Raw genomic sequence first — 25075 nt, forward strand, 5'->3', positions numbered from 1 at the left:
CGAAGGAACCTCCTCATGACGAACCAGGCAGCAGCAGACCTCATCGCGCGGTCGAACCGCCTCGGCGCCGACCCGAAGAACACGAACTACGCGGGCGGCAACACCTCGGCCAAGGGCACCGAGACCGACCCGGTCACGGGCGAGCCCGTCGAGCTCATGTGGGTCAAGGGCTCGGGCGGCGACCTCGGCACGCTCACCGAGCAGGGCCTCGCGGTGCTGCGCCTCGACCGGCTGCGCGCGCTCGAGGGCGTCTACCCGGGCCTCGAGCGCGAAGACGAGATGGTCGCCGCGTTCGACTACACCCTGCACGGCAAGGGCGGCGCGGCGCCGTCGATCGACACGGCCATGCACGGGCTCGTCGACGCGGCGCACGTCGACCACCTGCACCCCGACTCCGGCATCGCCATCGCGACCGCGGCCGACGGCGAGGAGCTGACGGCCAAGATCTTCGGCGACAAGGTCGTGTGGGTGCCGTGGCGCCGGCCCGGCTTCCAGCTCGGGCTCGACATCGCCGCGATCAAGGCGGCGAACCCCGCCGCGATCGGCTGCATCCTCGGCGGTCACGGCATCACGGCCTGGGGCGACACCTCCGAGCAGACCGAGGCGAACTCCCTCTGGATCATCGACACCGCCGCCGCGTACATCGCCGAGCACGGCGCGGCCGAGCCGTTCGGCGCCGAGCTCGAGGGCTACGCCCCACTCGAGGCATCCGAACGCCGCGCGAAGGCGGCCGCCCTCGCGGCGACCGTCCGCGGCATCGCGAGCCACGACCGGCCCATGGTCGGCCACTTCACCGACGCCCCCGAGGTGCTCGACTTCCTCTCCCGCGCCGAGCACCCGCGCCTCGCGGCGCTGGGCACGAGCTGCCCCGACCACTTCCTGCGCACGAAGGTCAAGCCGATGGTGCTCGACCTTCCGGCTTCCGCGAGCATCGAGGACTCGGTCGAGCGCCTGACGGAGCTGCACGAGGCCTACCGCGCCGAGTACCAGGCGTACTACGACGCGCACGCGGATGCCTCGAGCCCCGCCATCCGCGGCGCCGACCCGCTCATCGTGCTCGTGCCCGGCGTCGGCATGTTCAGCTACGGCGCGAACAAGCAGACCGCGCGCGTGGCCGGAGAGTTCTACGTCAACGCGATCAACGTGATGCGCGGCGCCGAGGCGCTTTCGACCTACTCCCCCATCAGCGACGCCGAGAAGTTCGCGATCGAGTACTGGGCGCTCGAGGAGGCGAAGCTCCAGCGCATGCCGAAGCCGAAGCCCCATGCGGGCCGCATCGCGCTCGTGACGGGCGCGGCCTCCGGCATCGGCAAGGCGATCGCCACTCGCCTGGCGGCCGAGGGCGCCTGCGTCGTCATCGCCGACCTCGACCTCGAGAAGGCCCAGGCCGCCGCAGCCGAGCTCGGCAACGCCGACGTCGCGATCGGCGTGCAGGCGAACGTGACGGATGCCTCGGCGATCCAGCGCGCGATCGACGACGCCGTGCTCGCCTTCGGCGGCCTCGACCTCGTCGTGAACAATGCCGGGCTGAGCCTGTCGAAGCCCCTGCTCGAGACGACCGAGGCCGACTGGGACCTGCAGCACGACGTCATGGCCAAGGGCTCGTTCCTCGTGTCGAAGGCCGCCGCGCGCGTGCTCATCGACCAGGGCCTCGGCGGCGACATCATCTACATCTCGTCGAAGAACTCGGTGTTCGCGGGTCCGAACAACATCGCCTACTCGGCGACGAAGGCCGACCAGGCCCACCAGGTGCGCCTCCTCGCCGTCGAACTCGGCGAGTACGGCATCAAGGTCAACGGCATCAACCCCGACGGCGTCGTGCGCGGCTCCGGCATCTTCGCGAGCGGCTGGGGCGCGAACCGCGCGAAGACCTACGGCATCGAGGAGCAGGACCTCGGCAAGTTCTACGCCCAGCGCACGATCCTCAAGCGCGAGGTGCTCCCCGAGCACGTCGCGAACGCGGTCATCGTGCTCACCGGACCCGAGCTCAGCCACACCACCGGCCTGCACATCCCCGTCGACGCGGGCGTCGCGGCAGCCTTCCTGCGATGAGCGGCACGAGCGCGGGCACCGTCGCGGCCGTCGACCTCGGGGCGACGAGCGGACGCGTCATCCTCGGCCACGTCGACGGCCGTGCCGGCACGCTCGCGCTCGATCACGTCGCACGGTTCCCGAACGGCCCGGTGCGCCTCGCCTCGGGGCTGCACTGGGACTTCACGGGCCTCACCCGCGACCTGACCGCGGGCCTCGCCGAGGCGTTCCGGCGAGACCCCTCGGCCGCCTCGATCGGCGTCGACTCGTGGGCGGTCGACTACGGCCTCCTCCGGGGCGACCGCATGCTCGGCGAGCCGTTCCACTACCGCGACGAGCGGAACGACCGGGGCGTCGATGCCGTGCACGGCATCGTGCCGTTCGACGAGCTCTACCGTCGCAACGGCCTGCAGTTCCTGCCGTTCAACACCCTGTACCAACTCGCCGCCGAGCGGGAGAGCGGATGGCTCGGCGTCGCCGACTCGCTCCTCCTCATGCCCGACCTCGTCGGGTTCCAGCTCACCGGCTCGCGCCTCGCCGAGCGCACGAACGCCTCGACGACGGGACTCGTGGGCGTCGCGTCGGGCGAGTGGGACGACGAGCTCATCGAGCGGCTCGGGCTCCCGGCATCCGTCTTCGCACCCCTCGTGAGCCCCGGCGAGTCGTTCGGCCCGCTGCGCGCCGCCGTCGCCGCCGAGCTCGGCGCCCCCTCGGGCATCGAGGTCGTCGCCGTCGGCTCGCACGACACCGCCTCGGCGGTCGTCGCGGTGCCGATGCGCGCCGAGTCCGCCGCCTACATCTCGTGCGGAACGTGGGGGCTCGTCGGCGTCGAACTCGAGCAGCCGGTGACGACGGATGCCGCGCGCGAGGCGAACTTCACGAACGAGGGCGGCGTCGACGGGCGCGTGCGGTTCCTGCACAACGTCATGGGGCTCTGGCTGCTGTCGGAGTCGGTGCGCTGGTGGGAGCGCGACGGCGAGCGCATCGACCTCTCCGAGCTGCTCGCGGCCGCGGCATCCGTCACCGGGCCCGTCGCCGTCTTCGATGCCGACGACCCGCGCTTCCTCTCGCCCGGCGACCTTCCCGGCCGCATCGCCGAGTGGTGCGCCGAACGAGGCGTCGCCGCGCCCGCCAGCCGGGCGGAGTTCACCCGCTCGATCGTCGAGAGCCTCGCCGAGGCGTTCGCCGGCGCCGTGCGCACCGCCTCGGTGCTCTCGGGCGTCGACGTCGAGACGATCCACGTGGTCGGCGGCGGGTCGCTCAACGAGCTGCTCTGCCAGCGCACCGCCGACCGCGCCGGGCTCCCCGTGCTCGCGGGCCCCGTCGAGGCGACCGCGATCGGCAACGTGCTCGTGCAGGCCCGCGCGCAGGGCTTCGTCGACGGCGACCTCGAGGCGCTGCGCGCACTCGTGGCGCAGGCGTTCGCGCCGCGCCGATACGAGCCCGTCGGCCGCTGAGCTGCGGCGCGCCGGGCGGCTCGGGCGCAGATCAGTGCGCGTGCGCGAGCTGCTGCAGCGCGATGACCGCGACACCGAGTCCGACGAGGATGACGAGCGCGATGCCCTGCTGCCACCACCGCAGGCGGCTGCTCGCTCTGAGAGGATCGGAACATGACCGACCGACTGCTCGTGTCCCTGCCCGGTGCCACCCTGCGCGATGCGATCGGCCCGCTGCCCGACGGCGTCGACGTCGTGCTGTGGGACCTCACCGGACCGGCGCCGGCCGAGCACCTCGACCTGGTCGTTCCGCCGTACATGGGCGCGTCGGCGAAGCTGGGCGCGCTCGAGGGCGTCACGACGCGCCTCGTGCAATCCCAGTCGATCGGGTACGACGACGTCGCGGCGGCGCTGCCGCCGGGGCACGTCTACGCGAACGCGGCATCCGTGCACGAGACCTCGACCGCCGAGCTGACGCTGGCTCTCGTGCTGGCAGCCCAGCGCGGCATCCCCGACTTCGTGCGCGCCGCGAGCGAGGGGCGATGGGCGCCGGCCAGGCACGCGAGCCTCGCCGACCGCCGCGTGCTGATCGTCGGCTACGGCGGCGTCGGCACGGCCATCGAGGATCGCCTGCTGCCGTTCGAGGTCGACGTCACGCGCGTCGCGAGCCGCGCCCGTGACGACGAGCGGGGCCGCATCCACGGCATCGACGAGCTCCCCGCCCTGCTGCCCGACGCCGAGATCGTGATCGTCGGCGTCCCGCTGACGGAGGCCACGACGGAACTCGTCGACGACGCCTTCCTCAGCGCCCTGCCCGACGGCGCGCTCGTCGTGAACATCGCCCGAGGCCGCGTGGCCGACACCGACGCGATCCTCGACCACGCCACGCGCGGCCGGCTGCGGTTCGCCCTCGACGTCACCGAACCCGAGCCGCTGCCCGACGGGCATCCGCTCTTCGCGCTGCCGAATGTGCTCGTCTCGCCGCACGTGGGCGGCGCCTCGACGGCGATGATGCCACGCATGGCCCGGCTCGTGCGCGACCAGGTCGAGCGGATGCTGCGGGACGAGGAACCCCGCAACGTCGTGCTGCGCAGCTGAGCGCACGGCCGGCCGCGACCCCACAGCCATCGCCCTCGACCCACCACCCGAACAACCGGAAGGATCCCCATGCCGATCTTCGACCACGCCTTCGACTGGGCCAGGCGCAACGTCGAGCAGGGGCCGTTGCCCTCGGCCGTGCTCGGCATCGCGACCGGCGAGGGCACGGTGGCGCTCGACGCCTTCGGCGCGGCATCCGTCGACGACCACTACCCGCTGTTCTCCGTGACCAAGCCGATCGTCGGGCTCGCCGCCCTGCACCTGGTCGAACAGGGCCGGCTCACGCCCGACACCCCGCTCGCCGACGCGGTGCCCGAGTTCGGTGCCGGGCGCGACGACGTCGTGCGCCTGCGCCACCTGGTCAGCCACACGTCGGGCATCGTCGAGCCGGCGATGGACGACCCGCAGGGACTTCGTCGGGGACTGCTCGAGCCCGGACGCGACTTCGCCGCGGGCACCGTCAGCCGGTACTCGACGATCGCATTCGAGGGCGTCGCGGCGCTCATCGAGCAGGCATCCGGCGCCCCGTGGGAGCGGGCCGTCGCGAAGGTCGGCGAACGCGCCGGCGCCACGGGCTTCACGTTCGACGCCGACGCCAGCCCGCACGATCCGGTCGGGGCCGCCGAGCAGGGGCTCGATTACGCGAGGTTCTCCTCTCAGCGGCATCCGGGCGCCGGCCTCCTCGGTCGTGCTGACGACCTGCTCGCCGTCGGAAGCGCACTGCTCCGCGACGACGGATCGCTCATCTCGCGCGTGACGGCGTCGGCGATGCTGCGCCCGCTCACGGCCGGGCTGCCGAAGCTCGAGCCCTACCCCGCCGCCCGCGGCCAGGACTGGGGCTTCACCTGGAACCTGCGGCACTCGGCGTCGGGGCTGCTCGCGAGCGACACCTACGGCCACGGCGGCTGGGCCGGTACCGAGTTCTGGATCACGCCCTCGCTCGGCGTGTGCTTCGTGCTGCTGACCAACGTCGGCGGCGGCATCGGCCGCCACGGCCTGAACGCCGACGAACTGCACAACGCGGTGGCCGCCGGGGCCTGAGCCGTCGACGACGGGTCAGCGGGTCCGGGTTCCGAGGCCGTCGCACGATCTGCGCGCCGCTACTCGCTCACGCTGCCGACCGGCTGCACCTCCGCGTACCCCTCGAGCACGCCCTGGATGCGCGCGAGCGCGGCCTCGTCGAGCTCCCCGTCACCCGTGACCGCCTGCCAGCCGTCGAGCACGACGTCGCCGTAGTTGTGGCCGTGACTGGCGGGCACGCTCTCGCCCATGAACATGTCGATGACGAGCTGCAGCGCGGTCACCCCCGGGATCCAGCGCATCGAGTCGCTGACCTCGTCGGCGCGCTCCTCGGGGGTGAGCCAGTCCGGCTCGGCCCAGAGCAGTTCGAGGCCGAGCCAGGTGACCGGGTCGTTCGCGTGCTGCAGGTACGCGGCGCGGGGTGACTCCCAATCGGAGCCGAGCGCATGGAAGTCGCCGGGCACCGACAGCCACCGCACCTCGCGTCCGCCGTCGACGACGGGCTGCCACTGCGGGCTGCCGGCATCGCGCTCCGCGGTGAGGGTGCGCCACATCGTCGAGCCGTTCGGGCTGCCGACGAGGAGCGCGCCCTCGGTGTTCGCGCGCAGGTCGTCGAGGTCGTCGAACGACTCCTGCGCGCCATGGGCGCCCAAGCTCAGGCCGTAGACCACGAGTTGAGGTCGGGCCGCTTCGGGCAGCGTGTCCCACTTCGCCTTCACTGCGTCGAACAGGGCGACCGATGACGCGACCGGCGCGTCGGGGTCGAAGACGAACGAGACCCAGCTCGGCGTGTACGCGTACTGCATCGACACGATCGCCGTGTCGCCGCCGTGCAGGTACTCCACGGCGTCGACCGCCTGCGGTTCGAGCCATCCCGACCCGGTGGTCGTGGCGACCACGAGCACGTCGCGGTCGAACGCCCCGGTGCGCTCCAGCTCGCGCACGGCGATGGCGGCGCGTTCCTCGACGGTCGGCGCGTTCGCCTGGCCGACGTAGACGCGCACGGGCTCGAGCGCCGGGCGACCGGTGAGCTCCTCGATGTCCGCGGCCTTCGGACCGCCGCCGAGGAAGGCCGTGCCGTGCCGGCCGACGAGATCCCACTCGACCTCCGAGTCGGGGCCCGCCGAGCGGAAGGCGCTCATCGGCTCGGTGACCCACGGCGCGGCAGGGCCGTTGTTCGCGAGGTAGAGCCGATCGATGCCGAACATCAGCACGGCCACGACGGCCACGGTCGAACCGACGACGATCGCCGTGGCGACCGTCACGCCCCAACCCCGACCGAACCTGGCGATCATCCGGACGCCGAGCCGCCGCTCGGCGCGGGCGAGTGCGAGGCCGATGAGCACGACCGGCGCGAACCCCACGACGAAGATCAGCGCATCGAACCCGTCGATCTCCGGCATCTCGACCGTTCGGCGAACCTCGTTCTGCCACCCGACCGAGGCGAACGCCAGCACGATCGCGAGCAGCACGGCGACGCCCAGGTACACCCACCACGCGATGCGGCGGTGCTCGGGCTTCGGCCGCCAGTGGACGAAGCGGCGCACCAGCCACCACGCGAAGACCCCGATGCCGTACCCGATGAGGAACGCGAACGCGGTGATGATGCCCTGGAACAACGCGGGGCGCGGCAGCAGCGACGGCGTCATCGAGAGTGCGGCGAAGAGCAGCCCGATGAGCGCGCCTCCTGGATCGAGCCTCCACCAGCGAGCGTGCACGCGTACCCCCTCCGGCGTCGCGTTCCGGCGACGTCACCGCATCATGGCACGGCGCACTCGCCGAACCGCGGCGACGCGGCTCTTCGCAAGCCGTGTCGCCGCGTTCGCCGAGTTCGTCTCAGGCCGAGGCGGCCGCGAGCGCGGCGAGCTCCTCGCCGGTGAGCTCGAGCGAGACCGACGCGAGCAGGTCGCCCAGCTGGTCGACGCTGCGGGCGCTGGCGATGGGCGCGACGACCGTCGGCTGCTGTCGGAGCCACGCGAGCGAGACCGAGGCGACGGATGTCCCGTGCGCGGCGGCGACCGCGTCGAGCACGGCGAGCACCCGGTCCCCGCGCTGCCCGAGGTACGGCGCCGCACCGCCCGCGCGCACGCTCGCGCCCTCGGCGGTGACATCCGCCGGGGAGCGGTACTTGCCGGCGAGGAAGCCCTTCGCGAGCGAGAAGTACGGGAAGACCGCGAGCCCCTCGCGCTCGGCGCGCTCGCGCAGGCCGTTCGTCTCGAAGTCGCGCTCGACGAGGTTGTAGTGCGGCTGCAGGGCGACCGCCCGGTGCAGGCCGTTCGCCTCGGTCACCCCGAACCACTCGTCGATGCGCTCCGCCGTGTAGTTCGAGATGCCGATCGCGCGCACCTTGCCGGCGTCCACGAGCGATGAGAACGCCGCGACGGTCTCCTCGAGCGGCACGTCGGCGTCGTCGAAGTGGGCGTAGTAGAGGTCGATGACATCGGTGCCGAGGCGCTGGAGCGAGGCATCCGCCGCCGCCCGGATGTTCGCGGCCGAGAGGCCCGTGAAGTCGGGGTGCGTGCTCACCTTCGTGGCGATGACGACGTCATCGCGCGAGCCGCGCGACGCGATCCACTCGCCGATGAGGCGCTCGCTGTCGCCGCCCGTGTTGCCGGGCACCCACGCGGAGTAGCCGTCTGCGGTGTCGACGAAGTTCCCGCCTCCTGCCGTGAACGCGTCGAGCACGGCGAACGTGGCGTCGCGATCGGCGGTCCAGCCGAAGACGTTCGTGCCGAGCGACAGCGGCGCGATCTCGAGGTCGGATGCGCCGATGCGGGCGCGGTCGGCGGTCTGGGCGGCTTCGGTCATGTGGGCTCCTCGCAGGGTTCTCGGACGCTGGACTCGGTGCTGGGCGAAACACCTGCAACCGACATCCCAAGCCAACCGCGCGGGCCCAGCGGGTGTTCCCGGGTGACGCGAGATCACCGAGTGTGACGCGAGGTTCAACGTGCGAGCCGCGCCGAGACCTGCCACGCGCCGCGGCATCCACCTGACGCGCCGTCGCGGGGAGTGCCTCCGGTTCGCGCACAGCCCACGGGCGTAGCATCGGAGGCACACCCCCGATGGAAGGTCTTCATGCCCGTCTCGGCAGAACCCCGCGTGGCCCTGTACTTCGACTTCGACAACATCGTCATCTCGCGGTACGACCAGCTGCACGGCGACATGCAGTACCGACGCGACACCTCGCGCCGCAAGACGGTCACGGCCGGATCCGACACCGCCGAGCGTCTCACGCAGGCGACGGTCGACGTCGACGCCGTGCTCGACTTCGCGGCGACCTTCGGCACGATCGCGATCGCACGCGCCTACGCCGACTGGTCGACGCCCGTCAACGCGAGCTACCGCGGCCAGCTCATCGACCGGGCCGTCGACCTCGTGCAGCTGTTCCCGCTCTCGGCGACGAAGAACGGCGCCGACATCCGCCTGGCGGTCGACGCCGTCGAGGACATGTTCCGCATCGACGATCTCACGCACATCGTGATCGTCGCCGGCGACTCCGACTACGTCGCCCTCGCGCAGAAGGCCAAGCGCCTCGGCCGCTACGTCGTCGGCATCGGCGTCGCGGGCGGCACGAGCCGGGCCCTCACGGCGGCGTGCGATGAGTACGCCGACTACGACACCCTGCTCGCGACGGATGCCGCGGTCGCCGACGACGAGGCAGCGGATGCCGCGGCGCCCGAAGCACCTGCGGCCCCACCGGCGACCGGCCGCAGGTCGCGGGCGAAGTCCGCCGCACCTGAGGCGACCGACGCAGCCGCGACCGACGCGGCGACGGAGCCGGTCGCAGAGTCGGCGCCCGCGCCGGCCCGGCGTCGTCGCGCGACGTCGAAGTCCGTCGCGGAGGCGTCTGGCAAGACGGCGCCCGAGAAGCCCGAGTCGGCAGAGGCGCCCGAAGCGCCGGCGAAGCGGGCCTCCGCCCGGGCGCTGCAGTTCGTCGCGCCGACCGACCACGCGCCGGCCGACGACACCGCCGGCGGCAGCCCCCGCAACCCCAGCCGGCTGCTGCTCAAGGCGCTGGAGCTCCTCCACGCGAAGAACGACGAGGAGTGGCAGTCGTCGAGCACGGTGAAGAACCAGATGATGCGCATGGACCCGAGCTTCCAGGAGCGCCGCCTCGGCTTCGCCTCGTTCACCGACTTCCTGAAGTCCCGCGGCGGCGTGGTCGAGCTCGACGAGACCGGCCGGGGCCGCGTGCGCATCCGCCCGACGAAGGACTAGTCGCCGCGGCATCCGAGCTCTCCGATGTGTGGTCTGACCACACCTGCTAGTGTGGTCAGACCACACACGCGCGGAGAGGACGATCGGCATGGGCGCTGAGACATCCGACACCCCGCGCGCCTGGCGCACCGTGCTCGAGCACATCGAGACGCAGCTGCTCGAGGGCGCCCTTCGCCCCGGCGATCGCCTGCCCGGCGAGCGCGCCCTCTCGACCGAACTCGGCGTCGGCCGCTCGAGCGTTCGCGAGGCGCTGCGCGTGCTCGAGGTGCTGGGGCTCATCCGCACCGCCGCGGGCTCGGGCCCGAACTCGGGCGCGATCATCATCGCGACGCCCGGCGGCGGCATGTCCGCGCTCATGCGCCTGCAGGTCGCGGCGAGCGGGTTCCCCGTCGCCGACATCGTGCGCACGCGCCTCATCCTCGAGACCTCGGTCGCGGGCGACCTCGCCGAGGCCGAAGCGGCGGCGGCCGCGAGCACCGAGGCGAACGCGTCCGCGCCCGACCTCGCCCCGGCCGAACTCCTGCTCGACGCCATGGACTCCCCCGATCTCGCACCGACCGAGTTCCTCGCGCTCGACGCCGCCTTCCACCTCGCCCTCGCCGAGGCCTCCGGCAACCAGGTGATCACCGCGACGATGGCCGGCCTCCGCAGCGGCATCGAGGGGTACGCCCTCGAGGGCGTCGCCGCGATCACCGACTGGCACGCGACATCCGCTCGCCTGCGCAGCGAGCACCGCGGCATCGTCGAGGCCATCAGGCGAGCGGATGCCGCATCCGCCCGCACCCGAACCCACGACCACATCTCGGGCTACTACGCCGAGACGTTCGTCGACGTCCCCTGAAGCAACGAGAGAGAGCAGCACGCCCATGGTCCAGCGCCAGTTCCCGAACCCCAAGGAGCTCGCCGAGCTCATGCGCTTCAAGGCGCCGACGCTGAACGCGAAGCAGCGTCGCCTCGACAAGGCGCTCACGATCGCCGACCTCCGCGACATCGCGAAGCGCCGCACGCCGAAGGCGCCGTTCGACTACACCGAGGGCGCCGCCGAGGGCGAGATCTCGCTGAAGCGCGCCCGCCAGGCGTTCGAGGACATCGAGTTCCACCCGGCGATCCTGCGGAACGTCCCCGAGGTCGACATGAGCCGCGAGGTGCTCGGCGGCCCGACCGCCATGCCGTTCGGCATCGCACCGACGGGCTTCACGCGCATGATGCAGACCGAGGGCGAGACCGCCGGCGCCGGCGCCGCGGGCGCCGCGGGCATCCCGTTCACCCTGTCGACCATGGGCACGACCTCGATCGAAGACGTGAAGGCCGCGAACCCCACCGGCCGCAACTGGTTCCAGCTCTACGTGATGCGCGACCGCGAGAAGTCGTACGAGCTCGTGCGCCGCGCCGCCGCGGCCGGCTTCGACACCCTCTTCTTCACGGTCGACACCCCCGTCGCCGGCGCTCGCCTCCGCGACACCCGCAACGGCTTCTCGATCCCGCCGCAGCTCACCCCCGCGACCGTCGTCAACGCGATCCCCCGCCCCGAGTGGTGGATCAACTTCCTCACGACCCCGAAGCTCGAGTTCGCCTCGCTCTCGTCGACCGGCGGCACCGTCGGCGAGCTCATCGACGGCATGTTCGACCCCACCATCTCCTTCGACGACCTCGAGACGATCCGCGCCATGTGGCCGGGCAAGATCGTCGTCAAGGGCGTGCAGACCGTGCAGGACGCGCAGATCCTCGCCGGCAAGGGCGTCGACGGCATCGTGCTCTCCAACCACGGCGGGCGCCAGCTCGACCGCGCGCCGATCCCCTTCCACCTGCTGCCGCACGTCGTGCGCGAGGTCGGCTCCGAGATGGAGGTGCACCTCGACACCGGCATCATGTCCGGCGCCGACATCGTGGCATCCGTCGCCCTCGGCGCTCGCTTCACCCTCATCGGCCGCGCCTACCTCTACGGCCTCATGGCCGGCGGCCGCGAGGGCGTCGACAAGACGATCTCGATCCTCTCGACGCAGATCGCCCGCACGATGAAGCTGCTCGAGGTGTCGACGCTCGACGAGCTCGGCCCGCAGCACGTCACGCAGCTCTCGCGCTTCACGGCGCTGCCGAAGCCGATGACGGATGCCGCGGAGCAGGCCGTCGAGGCCAAGCCCAAGACCGTGCGCGCACCGCGGGCGGCCGGGTCGGCCGCGAAGTCGACCACGAGGTCCGCCACCACCAAGTCGGCAGCTGCCGCGAAGCCCGCGACCGTCAAGAAGTAGGGTCGGCGTCCGCCGACGAGCCGCGCGCTCGTCGACGGTTCACCTTCCCTCGCCGTTCGTTCCGTCGTTCGGCGTCGCTCGGCGTCGTCACCGCGGCGACGATCGTTCCGCGCGCGATGGCCTTGGCCATCTTCTGCGCCTGTTTCGCCTGTGCACGATGCCGTTTGATCAGCTTCGCCCTGGCCTTCGCCCGGTCGTCGGCGTCCAACAGCCCCGCCAACGGCGGCCGTTCGTTCCCACGGCGAAGACCGCTGATGCGGGCGGCCCGCTCGAGCCGGGCAACGGCACCGTCCGCACGACGCGCTGCGCGACGCGGGGCGACCCGGCGTTCGGCCTCAGCGGCTCTGCGGTCGCCCCTCGCATCGGCGACGGACCGCTCGAGCCATGCCCGAGAGGTTCCCCTGGGCAGCTCCTTCGCGAGGCGTCGTACCTCGGACTCGGCCCGCTTCGCCTGCGCGATCGCCCGCTTCGCCGTCGCGCGCTCGGTTCGCGTCGCCCCAGACATCGATCAGTCCTCGTCGATCAGGCTCAGGAGCCGCTTCGCGGCGTCGCAGAACCCGTCGTGATCGTCACGCGCGTGACGCAGCGCCGTCTCATACAGTCGGATCGCCATCGTCGAGTCGTTCCTCCCCGCCCGCGATACCGACACGGACACGTTCCGGTCTACGCGAACTTCGCACGCTGCCACAAGGGGTTGCGGATCGCGGTCGATCGAGGGCCGCGCGGAAGCGCAGGAACCAGACCAGCATGAGCGCCGACGCCACCAGATAGAACGAGTGCAGGAACCAGATCGGCCCGAACGGCAGGCTGAACACGTAGACGGAGTACACCGCGTTGCCCGCGTTCGTGGTCGCGAGGTTGCCGAGACTGTACGAGGTGAGGTCCTTCGTGCGCGCCGCCTTCACCAGCATGGGCAGATAGCTCATGGCGAAGAGGCCGGTCGAGACGACGCCGGCGAGCACGGCGAGTTCCATGGCACCGACGCTACGGATGCCGCCCTCCCGCGGCATCGGGAGAAACACCCATTCGGCAGGTCGGTTCGGAGTCGTCCGGGATGTCCGGATGGAGCGTTGCCGCATGATCTCGGACATCCGTCGTTCGCCCTCACATCAGGGCGTGCTCGTAGGCGTAGGCCGTGGCCGCCGCGCGCGACGAGATGCCGAGCTTCGCGAACACGTTGCTGAGGTGCCGGTCGACCGTCTTCTCGCTGAGATAGAGCTGGCCCGCGATGGCGCGGTTCGTCTTGCCCTCGGCGACGAGGCGAACGACCTCGACCTCGCGCGCGGTCAACGGCGTCGACCTGCTCCCGGGCGATCGGCGCGCCAACTCGTCCACGCGCAGCACGTCGGGAACCGCGCCGAGCGCGTCGAACACCTCGCGTGCCGCCTCGAGGTCCATCACGGCCGAGGCGTCGTCGCCGAGCGCACGCGCCGCCTGCGCGGCGAGCACACGGCACCGGGCGGCCTCGTATGGCGCGTCCAGCTCCTGCCACAGCGCCCACGCGGCGCGCAGCGCCGGCAGCGCACCGCGGGCGTCGCCCTCCTCGAGGCGCACGGCCGCCTCGCAGCCCGCGGCGACCGCCCGCAGCATGGGGATCTCCGTGACGGCGGCCGCAGCGGTCAGCTCATCGGCGGCCCGTCGGGCGGCCGCGAGATCCCTCACGGCGAGGTCGATCTCGACGACGGCGGCGAGGAGCGCGCGCCGGGTGGAGGGGTCGGCCTCGGCCGCCGCCTCGTCGATGCTCGAGGACGCGAGGCGTGATCGGCCTTGCGCGAGACGCAGCAGCGCGAGTCCAGGTTGCGCCGGGTATCCGCTCTCGGCCGCGCGGTGGAACGCCAGCTCGGCCGCGTCGAAGTCGCCGCGGAGGCGTTGTACCTCGCCCTCCTGATACCAGGCTCCGAACGACCCGGTCCAATCGCCGAGCCGCGCCCGGTCCTGGGCGACCCGTGCCGCCGTGACCGCGTCAGCCCAAGCCCCGTGCAGTCGGTAGAGCTCCGCCCGGTGCACCTGGCACTGTCCGCTGAACATCACCATCTCGGGCCGGTCGCCGCACCATCGATCGAGCGCGATCGTCCACTGCTGGGCTCGGCGCACGTCGAAGGCCAGGTGACAGGTGTTGATGACCGAGCAGTACACGACTCCGGATGCCACGGGCGAGATCTCACCCGCAGTGACGGCGACCATCGCCTCGTCGAGCAGCGCGAGCCCGGCGACCGCGTCACCGAGCATCAGCCTCGCCTGTCCCTGCCCGAGTTGCGCCAGCGCGGTCGCATCCCGGTCGTGCACGCGTTCGGCGATCCCGAACGCCTCGGCGAAGGTGCGCGCTGCGCGGCCGGGCTCCCCGGCGTAGAGGTCGTCGAGCGCGGCTGCGACGAGGAGCAACGCCGCCGAGGATTCGGCAGCCGTGCCCGTCGAGTCGGCGATCCGTCGAGCGCGAGCGAGCCAGCCGTTGCCCCGGGCATCGTCGCCCTTGCCCATGAGGTAGATGCCGATCCAGGTCGCGATGCGGGCCGCGCCCGCGGCGTCCTCGGCCTCGAGGTAGGCCTCGTGCGCGCGCGTCGCGAGGTCGATGCCCTCGGCATCGCGCCCCAGGAGCAGGGTCGTCGTGGACAGCCGTTCGAGGTCGACCGGGTCGAGTCCCCGCTCGTGGTCGGCACGGGAGAGCTCCTCGAACGCCGCACCCCAGCGGTGTTCGGCGAATGCTGCTCGACCCTGATCGAGCGAAGCGGAGATCGTCATGGCCCGTCCAGCCCGGGGTTGCGCGGCTCGCGCCCGACGGCGCGCCGGCACCCGTCGTTGGTGTCACGGTAACCCCGCGTCACCGCCCCCGCAAGGGCGCTGCGCGGCGCGCAACGCGGTGCGCTCCGTGCCGAGATGACGCGTGTCGTCGGAACGGCCAGGTGTATTCCGACGACACGCGTCGTCTCGATGCATCGTCAGCTCAGCGGACGACGCACGTACTCCGAGACGACGACACCCGACTCGTACGCCGTCGTGGCCACCTCCTCGAACGCCTGCGGTCGATACGAGCCCGGCGCGAACAGCGGGATGCCGTCGCCGAAGAGCAGCGGATTGCGCTTCAGCACGAGGCGGTCGATCTCGTCGGCGAGCACCGTGGCGAGGGATCCCCCGCCGCAGAGCCAGATCGACGCGCCCGGCTCGGCCTTCAGCCGGCGCACCACCTCGACGGGATCCTCACCCGTGAGCGTGAGGCTCGGGTGCTCGCCCGGAATGTCGGCCTCACTGCGGGTTCGCGAGAAAACGAACTGTCGGAGGTGCCGGTACGGGCTCGGCGCGACGGGAAGGCCCACCGCATAGGTGTTCCAACCCATGAGGACGGTGTCGAAGGTCGCGCCGTCACGTTCGATGCCGAGTGCATCCGCGATGTGCGTCGGCACGGCGTCGGCGAACCGCGCGTTGAGGTGCTGCATGTGATCGCCCTCCACGGGGAAGGCGTCGAACTCGCCGGCGGGGCCGGCGATGTAGCCGTCGATGCTGACGGCGGCGTAGTAGACGAGTTCTCGCATCATTTCCTATCCACGATGTTTGTAGTGGTTGCGAGACTACAACATCAGTAGTGGTTTGCGCTACGGTCGATCCATGGCACGGAACACGGAACGACGAGCGGCGATCGCCGATGCCGGACTGAGCGTGCTCGCACGCGACGGCGCCAGGGGGCTCACGCACCGGGCCGTCGACGCCGCAGCCGGGGTGCCGGCGGGCACGACCTCCAACTACTTCCGCAGCCGCGACGCACTCGTCTCGGGTCTCGTCACCCGCATCGGCGAGCGCCTCGCACCGACCCAGGCCGACCTCGAGCTACGCGCCGGCAGACCACCGAGCCGGGAGCTCTTCGCCGAATACCTCCACGACATCGTGCGACGCCTCACCGAACAACGCGAGGTGACGCTCGCCCTCTTCGAGCTCCGACTCGAGGGGGTGCGCCGGCCCGAGATCGCCGAGCTGCTCTCCGCATGGCAGCACGCCGCATTCGATGCGGATGTCGCCTTCAATCGCGCTGCCGGACTGCCGGGCGACCGCCGCGAGATCGCCCTGTTCCACTATGCGATCGACGGCCTGCTGTTCGATCGACTCACCGGTCCGATCGATCCGGAGACCGCCACCGACGAGATCGTCGAAATGCTCGTCGCCGGGCTGCTGCCGGCCGAGTGAGCCCCCGCGGACACGTCACGTGGGCCGCCGCGAGCCGCTGGCGGCGACTGCCCCCGACTACTCGAGGTTCAGCGTCGCGACCACTGCGAGATGGTCGCTGCCGCCCATCGGCACGGTCGTGTTCGACACGACCGCCATGCCGCGCTGGAACACGTGATCGAGGCGCACCACCGGTGCAGCTGCGGGCCAGGTGAACCCGAACCCGCCATCGTCCTGGTTCGCCTCCGACACCTGCGCGGTGACGCCGCCGAGCGCCCGATCCGACGAACCGGCGTTGAAGTCGCCGATCGCGATCACCCGGGCATTCTCATCTCGCGCGAGATGATCGGCGAGGTTCGCGAGCATGACGTCGCGTTCGCTGCTCGCAGCCGGTCGAGCGGATGCCGCGTGCACCACGTAGACGCTCACCGGCCCGGTGGGCGTCTCGAGGTCGGCGGCGAGCCCGCGATTCCAGCCGAGCCCGAGGTCGAGCATCTGGGCGTTCTCGATCGGGAACACGCTCCAGACGCCGACCGTGCCGGCGCCGTAGCGGTGGGGGTAGACATCGTCGAGTACCGCACCGGCCGCCTCACGGGATTCGGCGTCCATCTCCTGCAGCGCGACCACCTCGGCCCCGGTGGCCGCCAGCGCCGCCGCGGACTCGGCGGCCGTGCCCGAACCGGCCTCGACGTTCTGGCTCGCGACCGTGATCTGCGAGTCCGATGCCTGCGCCGCCGTCCACGACAACGGAACGATCGACGGCACGAACGCCACGCACCAGACGATCGTCGCCAGCAGCGCGGATGCGAGCGCGCCTCGGCTCCGCGCGGCGATCGCGCCGACGAGGAGCAGCGGCACCGCGAGCCCGAACCACGGGAGCGCCGTGTCGACGATGAGGCCGAGGCCCGCGACATCCGGCACCAGTGCGTGGAACACCAGCACGAGCGCGAGTGCGGCACCGAGCACCGCCGTGAACCGGGCGAGGCCGAGCCGTGTGCGTCGCACAGAGCGAGGCCTCGAGGCACCGCCGGCAGCGGGTTCCGGCGGCGCGATCACGGTCATCGCCCCATCCTCGCCGCCGTGCCTGTGCGATCGCCGATCATGCCGGCCGCCGAGACGACGAACGGCCGCCCCTCGAGAGGGACGGCCGTTCGTCGTGAGACTGCGGTCGGCTACGCCTGCTGCGAGTTCGACAGGTCGATCAGCTGCTGGATCTGCTCGGGAGTCACGGGCACGCCCGGGAAGCCGGCGAGCTTGCCGATCGGGAACGACGCCATCATCTTGTCGAGGCCGCCCTCGTCGAAGATGTCGGTGTCGGCCATGCCCGCGGCGAACGACCCCATCGCCTGCATGACGATCGGTCCGGCGATCGGGTCGGCGGCGAGCTCGGCGATCGACGACTCGAGCGAGAGCGGGATGCGCACTCGCTCGCCCTCGACCTCGACGACGGCGCTGAGACGGATGTCGCGGCTCGACGCACCCACCTCGACGCTGTAGGCGCCGGGCTCGACGACCCAGCGGTCGACGCGGATGTCCCAGTAGGCGAGGTCCTCGTTGCGGACGGCGATCTCGACCTGACGCGACTCGCCGGCCTCGAGGGCGACGTTCGCGAAGGCCTTGATCTCGCGCACCGCACGCTGCACGCCGGAGGCGGCGAGGCCCGTGTAGACCTGCACGACCTCGCGGCCGGCACGGTCGCCGGTGTTCGTCACGGTGACGCGCACCGTGAGGCCCGCGGCATCCGCTGCCACCGACAGGTCGGAGTAGCCGAACGTCGTGTACGACAGGCCGTGGCCGAACGGGTAGCGCACCTCGGCGTCGCGCGCGTCGTACCAGCGGTAGCCCACGAAGAGGCCCTCGCCGTAACGCACGTGACCGAAGTCACCCGGGAAGTTCAGGAACGCGGGGGTGTCCGAGAGCTTCACGGGGATGGTCTCCGCGAGACGACCCGACGGGTTGACCGCGCCGTAGAGCACGTCCGCGATGGCCGATCCGCCGGCCTGGCCGCCGAGCCAGCCCTCGAGGATCGCGGGCACGTCATCGGCGAACGGCAGTTCGACGACGCCGCCGTTGGCGAGCACGACGACGGTGCGCGGGTTCGCCGCGACGACCGATTCGAGCAGCGCGAGCTGCTCGGCCGGCAGGTGCAGGTCTTCGCGGTCGAAGCCCTCGGACTCGTACGAACCCGGCAGGCCGAGGAAGAGCACGACGATGTCCTTCGACGCCGCGAGCTCGACGGCGGGGGCGACGAGGGCGGCACCGTCGGAACCGTCGGTCGTGAAGCCGGCCGCGTACGAGACGCGATCGGCACCGGCGTACTCGGTGATCGCGTCGAGCGCGTTGTCGAGCTTCGTCGGGTTGATGAGCGACGAGCCGGCGCCCTGGTAGCGCGGCTTCTCGGCGAACGCACCGATGACGGCGACCGAGGTCGACGCGTCGAGCGGCAGGATGGCGTCGTCGTTCTTCAGCAGCACGGCGCCGCGGCCTGCGGCCTCGCGGGCGAGGGCGTGGTGCGCGTCGACGTCGTAGGCGGCGTCGGATGCCCCGGCGACGGCCTTCTGCACGAGCTCGACGACACGGCGCGCGCCGACGTCGAGTGCCGACTCGTCGAGCGAGCCGTCGGCGACCGCGGCGAGGAGCGCCGCGGCCGAGCGACCGTCGGACGACGGCATCTCGAGGTCGAGACCGGCAGGGAGACCGACGACGCGGTCGTTGACGGCTCCCCAGTCGCTGACGACGAGGCCCTCGAAGCCCCAGTCGTCGCGGAGCACCGTGTTCAGCAGCCACGGGTCTTCGCTCGTGTAGACGCCGTTCAGGCGGTTGTACGAGCACATGACGGTCCACGGCTGCGCGTCCTCGACCACGCGCTGGAAGCCGCGCAGGTAGATCTCGCGCAGCGGCCGCGGGTCGACATCGCTCGACGACGCCATGCGGTCGTGCTCCTGGTTGTTCGCCGCGAAGTGCTTCAGCGAACCGCCGACGCCCTGCGACTGCAGGCCGTTCACGAGGGCCGCGCCGAGCACGCCCGAGATGATCGGGTCCTCGGAGAGGTACTCGAAGTTGCGGCCGCAGAGCGGCGAGCGCTTGATGTTGACGCCCGGGCCGAGCAGCACGCCGACGCCTTCGGCGCGGGCCTCTTCACCGAGGGCCGTTCCGACGCGCTCGAGCAGCTCGGGGTCGAAGGTCGAGCCGAGCGCCACGGCGGGCGGGAAGCACGTGGCCGGCACGCTGTCGCCGATGCCGAGGTGGTCGGCGCTGCCCTTCTGCAGGCGCACGCCGTGCGGGCCGTCGGTGAGCACGATCGCGGGGATGCCGGCGCGCTCGATGCCCTGCGTCGTCCAGAAGCTCGCGCCGCTCGTGAGCGACGCCTTCTCCTCGACGGTGAGGCCTGCCACGATGTCGGCGGCGGGCGCTTCGAGGCCGGTGGTGTTCAGGGTGTCCGTCATGATGCTCCTTCGATTGCCGGTGCTTCGATACTCCGCCGGAAGAGTGGTTTTCCGTAGTCCTTCTGCAGCAGGGTCGCGAACGCCCACCAGAGGATGAGGGTCGCGGATGCCCCGCCGATGATGCCGAACAGCGCGTCCGAGAGCCAGTGCGCGTTGATGAGGGTGCGCTGCCAGATCATGCCGATCACGAGCAGTGCGCCGATGATCCACCACACGAGGCGCTTCGCGGGCGGGAACAGCGCGGCGACCGCGACGAGCAGGATGCCCGCGCTCACGGCGTGCCCCGAGGGGAACGAGCCGTGGTCGACCTCGAACAACGGGCCGAAGAGGCCGTTCGCGAGGTCATCGGCCGGGCGAGGCCGGTCGACGAGGTTCTTCGTGAGCTGCGAGACGCCGAAGTTGCCGACGAGCTCTGCCGTGAGGAAGAACAGCGCCGAACGCCAGCGGCGGATCACGAACAACCAGATCGGGATGAGCAGGAGCGTGAGCACCGCGCCGGGGATCTGGCCGAGGTGCTGGAACATCATCGGCAGCGCCCAGGCCTCGCCGCCGGTGCCGGGCTCGAGACCGACGAGGGCGCGCCAGGCGTCGTCGATGGCCTGGGTGAACGGGCTCGCCGGGTTCGCGGCCACGGCAAGGCCGAAGATCACGAACAGTGCCAGGCCGATGAGGCCGGTGACGAGCAGCCAGCGGGGGCGACGGGCAGCGGATGCCGCCGGCACGCCCGCCGCGGGAGCGGTCACGTCGGTCGAGGTCGAAGCGGAAGCGGCATCCGACATCACTTCACCGCCTTGATCGGCCAGACGGCGAACGCGCCGAGGATCGAGAGCACGATGGCGACGGGGAACAGGGCCGCGTAGCCGCCGAACGCGAGCACGATCGCACCGCCGACGGCGGGCGCGAGGGTCTGCGGCAGGGTCGCGGCGATGTTGATGACGCCGAGGTCCTTCGCGAAGGAGTCCTTCGACGGCAGCACCTCGCTCATGAGCGCCTGGTCGACCGACTGGAACATTCCGAATCCGATGCCCGAGACGAGCGTGAAGATCATCCAGCCTTCGTAGGTCGGCATCACGAGCGGCACGATGAGGCCGATGCCGACGAGGACCGAGGAGCCGAAGACGAAGATCTTGCGACGACCGACCTTGTCGGAGAGCGGGCCCGAGATGACCATCGCTCCGATCATTCCGACCAGGCTGAGCAGCCCGAACACGGGAATGGCGCTGGTGGCGCCCTTCTCGCCCAGGCCGATGTAGTCGGCGAGGATGAGCAGCTGGAATCCCGCGACGGCGAAGTAGCCCGTGTAGAGCAGGAGCCGCCCGGTGAACGCCCAGAAGAAGTCGGGGTTCGCGACGGGGTTCACCCAGAACGTGCGCAGGAACGCCCCGAGCGAGAACGGCGGGTTGACCTGCTCCTTGCTCGAGTGGTCGGGGTTGAAGACGACGAAGAGCACGGTGACCACGAGTGCGAGTCCGGCGAGCAGCATGTACGCCGCCGGGATGGTGCTGCTGAGCGCAGAGCCGATGACCTGGCCGCCGAGTGCACCGAGCATGGCGCCCATGCCCGCGAGTGCGGCGAACGTGCCACGGGCGGCTCGCGGCACGCGGTCGGGCAGGATGGCGCTGAGCGGTCCCTGCGCGAAGTTGTAGGCGATCTGCACGATGGTCCAGGCGATCGCGATCTGCACGATGGTGTTCGCCAACGCCATGCCGACGAGCGCGAGCCCGCCGATCAGCACGCCGCCGACCATCCAGCCCGCTCGGCGGCCGAATCGGCTGCGCGTGCGGTCGGAGAGCATGCCGGCGAGTGGCTGCGCGATCATGGACGCGAACGCCCCGATCGTGGCCACGATGGTGATGTTCGCGACCTTGTTCGCCGGGTCGATGCCGGTGATCTGCAACTGGAGCAGCACGGCGGGCACCGCACCCCAGATGACGAAGATCGAGAAGTTCGCCGGAATGATCCAGCCGAGCAGTCGCTTGACCGTGCCCTTGACGAGGGGTTGGGGTTCTTCCGCGCCGTCGGGTTCGACGGTGGGCGCGGGGGCAGACGCCATTGTCATGTCTTCGTGGTCCTTTCAGTGCCTCGGCACCGAGGCGGGTGGCAAAACCATACATCGCTCGGTTTTCAACTGCAAGCGACTACCATTCACGTATGGCACGCAGAGGTTCATACGCGAAGGGCGTTGCGAAGCGCGAGGAGATCCTCACCACGGCGCTCGACGTCATCGCACGCAACGGCTACCGGCGCACGAGCGTGCGCGAGCTGGCCGACGCCGTGGGTCTCAGCCAGGCCGGCCTGCTCCACTACTTCTCGTCGAAGGAGGAGCTCTTCCAGGAGATCCTCCGCAAGCGCGACCAGGTCGACGCCGCCGCGTTCGACATCGACACCGCGCAGCCGATCGAGGCGTTCTTCGGCGTGATCCGACACAACAGCGAGGTTCCAGGCCTCGTGCAGCTCTACGCCCAGCTGTCGACCGAGGCCGGCGACGCCGACCACCCGGCCCACGAGTTCTTCGTCGAGCGCTACGAAGCCTTCCGCTCCATGTTCAACGGCATGCTCCGCGACGAACAGGCCGCCGGCCGCCTCGATCCAGATCTCGACATCGAGCGCATCGGCAACCTCTTCCTCGCGGCCGCCGACGGCCTGCAGACCCAGTGGATGCTCGACCCGTCCATCGACATGGCCGACCACGTCGCCTACCTCTGGCACCTGATCACCCGCAAGGCCTGAGCGGATGCCTCGCCTCCCGCGCTCACTCGTCTCCGGCGATGTGCGCCGGCACAACCTCTCGTTGGTGCTCGAGCACCTCGTGCGCTCCGGCCCGAGCGCGCGCAGCGAGATCGCCGAGGCGACCGGGCTCACCCGGGGTTCCATCACCGCGCTCGCGACTGCGCTGACCAAGGCCGGCGTGCTGCGCGAGACGGACCCGGTCGCGAGCGGCAACGGCCGACCGATCACCAGACTCGAGCTCGCGGCATCCGATCTCGCCATCCTCGTCGCCCAGGTCGACGCCGACAGCGCGACGGCGTTGCTCGCGACCATCGCCGGCGATGAGCTCTACCGGGCCTCCGAACGGCACGGCCGCCCGATGGGCAACCCAGACGCGGTGCTCGACGTGCTCGCAATTGTGGTCGCCAATGCACTGGCCGCCGCCATCGAGCTCCGTCGCCGAGTGGTCGAGCTGCCGATCGTCGTCTTCGCGCCGGTCGGCGGCGAACCGCCCGTCGTGCTCACCGACACCGATCTCGGGTGGGGCGAAGTCGATGTCATCGGCGGATTGCGTTCGCGCCTTGCGTCGCTTCCCGGGCCGGTGAGCCTCGAGTCCGACGCCTGGCTCGCCGCACTCGCGGAACGCGCGGTGCTCTCGAGCACCGAGAGCATGCTCTACATCAAGAGCAACTCGGGTATCGGCGGCGCCATCCTTCTGGAGGGGCGACCCGTCGAGGGTGCGCACGGAGTGGGCGGGGCGCTCGGCCACATCGTCATCGTGCCCGACGGCGAGCTCTGCGACTGCGGCCAGCACGGATGCCTCGTGACCGTCGCCGGCCCCGACGTGCTGCTCGAACGGGCCGGCCTCGCCGATCTCGTGGCCGAGCGCGGCCTCGCCGCGGCGATCGACGAGCTCTCGTCGCAGATCGCTGCCGGAGCGACACCCGCCGCCGCCGCGTGGGACGACGCCCTGCCGTGGATCGCGCGTTCACTCCAGGTGCTCTCGATGGCGACCGACCCCGAAGCCATCGTCATCGGCGGGTTCTGGGCAGCGCACACCGCATCGATCGAGCAGGCGTTCCGAGCGAATCGTCCGACGCTCGCCGGACCACGTGAGGGCGCTCCTGCGATCCCCGCCGTGGTGGCCGGACGGCTCGGCGCGGATGCCGCCCTGCTCGGGGCGACGTGGGCGGCTCGAGACCGGCTCCTCGCCGACCCCGGCCGTCTCGGCGTCTGACCCCGCGCACGGCCCGCCTCCTCGACGTTCATCCGACCTTTTAGTTCAACGGTTGAATTTTGAGGGGAATCGGCGCATACTCATTGCCGAGCGCCATTCGGTTTTCGCGCGAATGAGCGCGCCCCCACCCGGCAGTTCTCAACGAAGAGGAGCCCCCAATTGTCCATTCAGCCCGCAGCGCCAGGCGACCCCACCGCCCTCATCGCCCCCACCGGCGCCATCTCGTCGACCGAGCCGCTCCCCGGTGAAGCCCCCGCGAGCCCGCCTCCTACGAAGCGAACGCTCCCCGGCATCCTGCTCGTCGCGCTCACCCTGTTCGGCACGTACGGCGGCCTGATCGCCATCCTGCTGCCGCTCCAGGTCGCGATCATCGACGAGGAGAACAAGGTCGCGAACCTCGCGTTCGTCTCGACGATCTCGTTCGTGTTCACGCTCTTCGCCCAGCCGATCGTCGGCGCGATCAGCGACCGCACACGCTCGCGCTTCGGGCGCCGTGCACCGTGGATGGTCGGCGGCGCGCTCATCGGCGGCGTGCTCCTGCTCGGCATGGGCTTCCTCGACTCGATCGTCTGGATCGCGATCTTCTGGGTGCTCATCCAGGTCTCGCTCAACGCGATCCAGGGTCCGCTCTCGGCGATCACCCCCGACCGCTTCCCGCGCGACAAGCGCGGTGCCGCGAGCGCCATGTTCGGCATCGGCATGCAGGTCGGCATGACGCTCGGAATCATGGTCGCCGGGCAGTTCGCCGCGAACTTCGGCTTGGGCTACGCCGTCTTCGGCATCGCCATCATCGTCGTCACCGTGGCGTACGTGGTCATCGACCGCGATTGGTCGTCGAAGCAGGCCGCGGTCGAACCGTGGAGCTGGAAGATGTTCTTCGGCGGCTTCTGGATCAACCCGCGCACGAACCCCGACTTCTTCTGGGCCTTCACGGCGCGCTTCCTGCTCATGCTCGGCTACTTCGTGGTCGCGGCATTCCAGTTCTACATCCTCACCGACTACATCGGCATGAAGCTCGTGGAGGCGACCGGAGCGGTCGTCACCCTGACGCTCGTCGCGCTCGTGCCGACGCTCGTCGCCATCGCCGTCTCGGGTTGGTGGAGCGACAAGGCCGGTCGGCGCAAGGTCTTCATCTACGTGGCGTCGGCCATCATGGTCGTGGGCTTCATCATGCCGCTCCTCATGCCGAACATGACCGGCATGATCCTCATGAGCATCATCAACGGCATCGGCTTCGGTCTCTACATGTCCGTCGACACCGCGCTCATGACCGAGGTGCTGCCCGGCGGAGGCTCGGCGGCCGCCAAGGACCTCGGCATCCTGAACATCGCCACCAACATCCCCCAGGCCATGAGCGCCGCGATCGCCGGCATCATCATCGGTACGCTCGGCGGGTACCCGATGCTGTTCGTCTTCGGCGGCGTCTTCGTCGTCATCGCGGCCCTGGCCGTCATCCCCATCAAGAGCGTTCGTTAGGAG

21 protein-coding genes are annotated in these 25075 nt (G+C 70.9%); 11 read left to right on the forward strand and 10 right to left on the reverse strand.

Annotated elements, in window-relative coordinates; genetic code table 11:
- The first annotated feature begins 15 nt into the window (after nt 1-15).
- From JOE59_RS14465 to JOE59_RS14480, 4 genes are all read left to right on the forward strand, one after another.
- Entirely contained in the window at nt 16-2052 is a 2037-nt protein-coding gene (locus JOE59_RS14465) for a bifunctional aldolase/short-chain dehydrogenase (RefSeq protein ID WP_204461510.1), read from the forward strand.
- Nucleotides 2049-3488 carry a rhamnulokinase gene (locus JOE59_RS14470; protein WP_204461512.1) on the forward strand — a complete coding sequence of 480 codons (1440 nt, stop codon included), beginning with the start codon at nt 2049-2051 and terminating at the stop codon, nt 3486-3488. The genes JOE59_RS14465 and JOE59_RS14470 overlap by 4 nt, the downstream gene beginning before the upstream one ends.
- Before the next feature lie 153 nt (nt 3489-3641).
- Nucleotides 3642-4565 (forward strand): 2-hydroxyacid dehydrogenase, encoded by a 924-nt coding sequence (locus JOE59_RS14475; protein ID WP_204461513.1) that lies wholly within the window; start codon nt 3642-3644, stop codon nt 4563-4565.
- A gap of 69 nt (nt 4566-4634) precedes the next feature.
- Entirely contained in the window at nt 4635-5606 is a 972-nt protein-coding gene (locus JOE59_RS14480) for a serine hydrolase domain-containing protein (RefSeq protein WP_204461514.1), read from the forward strand.
- A gap of 59 nt (nt 5607-5665) precedes the next feature.
- Here the strand turns inward: JOE59_RS14480 and JOE59_RS14485 are convergent, their stop codons facing one another.
- Nucleotides 5666-7303, reverse strand: a complete 1638-nt coding sequence (locus JOE59_RS14485) for an alpha/beta hydrolase (protein WP_204461516.1) — start codon at nt 7301-7303, stop codon at nt 5666-5668.
- A 118-nt stretch (nt 7304-7421) separates the two neighbouring features.
- Nucleotides 7422-8393: an aldo/keto reductase gene (locus tag JOE59_RS14490; RefSeq protein ID WP_204461521.1), complete on the reverse strand. Its 972-nt coding sequence runs from the start codon at nt 8391-8393 to the stop codon at nt 7422-7424.
- 267 nt (nt 8394-8660) lie between these two features.
- Here JOE59_RS14490 and JOE59_RS14495 point away from each other — a divergent pair, with 267 nt between their 5' ends.
- The 3 genes from JOE59_RS14495 to JOE59_RS14505 all read left to right on the forward strand — a co-directional run bounded on the left by JOE59_RS14495 (nt 8661) and on the right by JOE59_RS14505 (nt 12052).
- Entirely contained in the window at nt 8661-9803 is a 1143-nt protein-coding gene (locus tag JOE59_RS14495; protein ID WP_204461528.1) for an NYN domain-containing protein, read from the forward strand.
- Nucleotides 9804-9891: 88 nt separating this feature from the next.
- Nucleotides 9892-10644, forward strand: a complete 753-nt coding sequence (locus JOE59_RS14500) for a FadR/GntR family transcriptional regulator (protein ID WP_204461531.1) — start codon at nt 9892-9894, stop codon at nt 10642-10644.
- Between the two features lie 25 nt (nt 10645-10669).
- Nucleotides 10670-12052, forward strand: coding sequence for an alpha-hydroxy acid oxidase (locus JOE59_RS14505; protein ID WP_204461533.1), 1383 nt, complete (start codon nt 10670-10672; stop codon nt 12050-12052).
- On the opposite strand, the gene JOE59_RS14510 is transcribed toward JOE59_RS14505, so the two are convergent.
- From JOE59_RS14510 to JOE59_RS14525, 4 genes are all read right to left on the reverse strand, one after another.
- Nucleotides 12042-12557: a hypothetical protein gene (locus JOE59_RS14510; RefSeq protein ID WP_204461535.1), complete on the reverse strand. Its 516-nt coding sequence runs from the start codon at nt 12555-12557 to the stop codon at nt 12042-12044. The genes JOE59_RS14505 and JOE59_RS14510 overlap by 11 nt on opposite strands.
- Before the next feature lie 88 nt (nt 12558-12645).
- Nucleotides 12646-13026, reverse strand: a complete 381-nt coding sequence (locus JOE59_RS14515) for a hypothetical protein (protein ID WP_239560275.1) — start codon at nt 13024-13026, stop codon at nt 12646-12648.
- Nucleotides 13027-13156: 130 nt separating this feature from the next.
- Entirely contained in the window at nt 13157-14791 is a 1635-nt protein-coding gene (locus tag JOE59_RS14520; RefSeq protein WP_204461537.1) for a response regulator transcription factor, read from the reverse strand.
- Nucleotides 14792-14988: 197 nt separating this feature from the next.
- Entirely contained in the window at nt 14989-15579 is a 591-nt protein-coding gene (locus JOE59_RS14525; protein ID WP_204463416.1) for a dihydrofolate reductase family protein, read from the reverse strand.
- 73 nt (nt 15580-15652) lie between these two features.
- On the opposite strand from JOE59_RS14525, the gene JOE59_RS14530 reads away from it, so the two are divergent.
- Nucleotides 15653-16225, forward strand: coding sequence for a TetR/AcrR family transcriptional regulator (locus JOE59_RS14530; protein WP_204461540.1), 573 nt, complete (start codon nt 15653-15655; stop codon nt 16223-16225).
- Nucleotides 16226-16282: 57 nt separating this feature from the next.
- On the opposite strand, the gene JOE59_RS14535 is transcribed toward JOE59_RS14530, so the two are convergent.
- The 4 genes from JOE59_RS14535 to JOE59_RS14550 all read right to left on the reverse strand — a co-directional run bounded on the left by JOE59_RS14535 (nt 16283) and on the right by JOE59_RS14550 (nt 21703).
- Entirely contained in the window at nt 16283-17266 is a 984-nt protein-coding gene (locus tag JOE59_RS14535; protein WP_204461542.1) for an endonuclease/exonuclease/phosphatase family protein, read from the reverse strand.
- A 110-nt stretch (nt 17267-17376) separates the two neighbouring features.
- On the reverse strand, nt 17377-19650 hold the full coding sequence (locus JOE59_RS14540) for a glycoside hydrolase family 3 C-terminal domain-containing protein (RefSeq protein ID WP_204461544.1): 2274 nt from the start codon (nt 19648-19650) through the stop codon (nt 17377-17379).
- On the reverse strand, nt 19647-20429 hold the full coding sequence (locus tag JOE59_RS14545; RefSeq protein WP_204461552.1) for a phosphatase PAP2 family protein: 783 nt from the start codon (nt 20427-20429) through the stop codon (nt 19647-19649). Before JOE59_RS14545 ends, JOE59_RS14540 begins: the two co-directional genes overlap by 4 nt.
- On the reverse strand, nt 20429-21703 hold the full coding sequence (locus tag JOE59_RS14550) for an MFS transporter (protein WP_239560277.1): 1275 nt from the start codon (nt 21701-21703) through the stop codon (nt 20429-20431). The genes JOE59_RS14545 and JOE59_RS14550 overlap by 1 nt, the downstream gene beginning before the upstream one ends.
- Nucleotides 21704-21801: 98 nt before the next feature.
- On the opposite strand from JOE59_RS14550, the gene JOE59_RS14555 reads away from it, so the two are divergent.
- The 3 genes from JOE59_RS14555 to JOE59_RS14565 all read left to right on the forward strand — a co-directional run bounded on the left by JOE59_RS14555 (nt 21802) and on the right by JOE59_RS14565 (nt 25072).
- A complete protein-coding gene (locus JOE59_RS14555) occupies nt 21802-22380 on the forward strand; it encodes a TetR/AcrR family transcriptional regulator (protein WP_204461556.1) in 579 nt (192 codons plus the stop codon).
- Between the two features lie 4 nt (nt 22381-22384).
- Entirely contained in the window at nt 22385-23596 is a 1212-nt protein-coding gene (locus JOE59_RS14560; RefSeq protein WP_204461565.1) for an ROK family transcriptional regulator, read from the forward strand.
- Nucleotides 23597-23755: 159 nt separating this feature from the next.
- The gene (locus JOE59_RS14565; protein WP_204461566.1) at nt 23756-25072 is read left to right on the forward strand and encodes an MFS transporter; all 1317 of its coding nucleotides are present in this window, start codon (nt 23756-23758) and stop codon (nt 25070-25072) included.
- Nucleotides 25073-25075 lie beyond the last annotated feature (3 nt).

This window comes from Agromyces cerinus (genome assembly GCF_016907835.1).
Classification (GTDB): domain Bacteria; phylum Actinomycetota; class Actinomycetes; order Actinomycetales; family Microbacteriaceae; genus Agromyces; species Agromyces nitratus.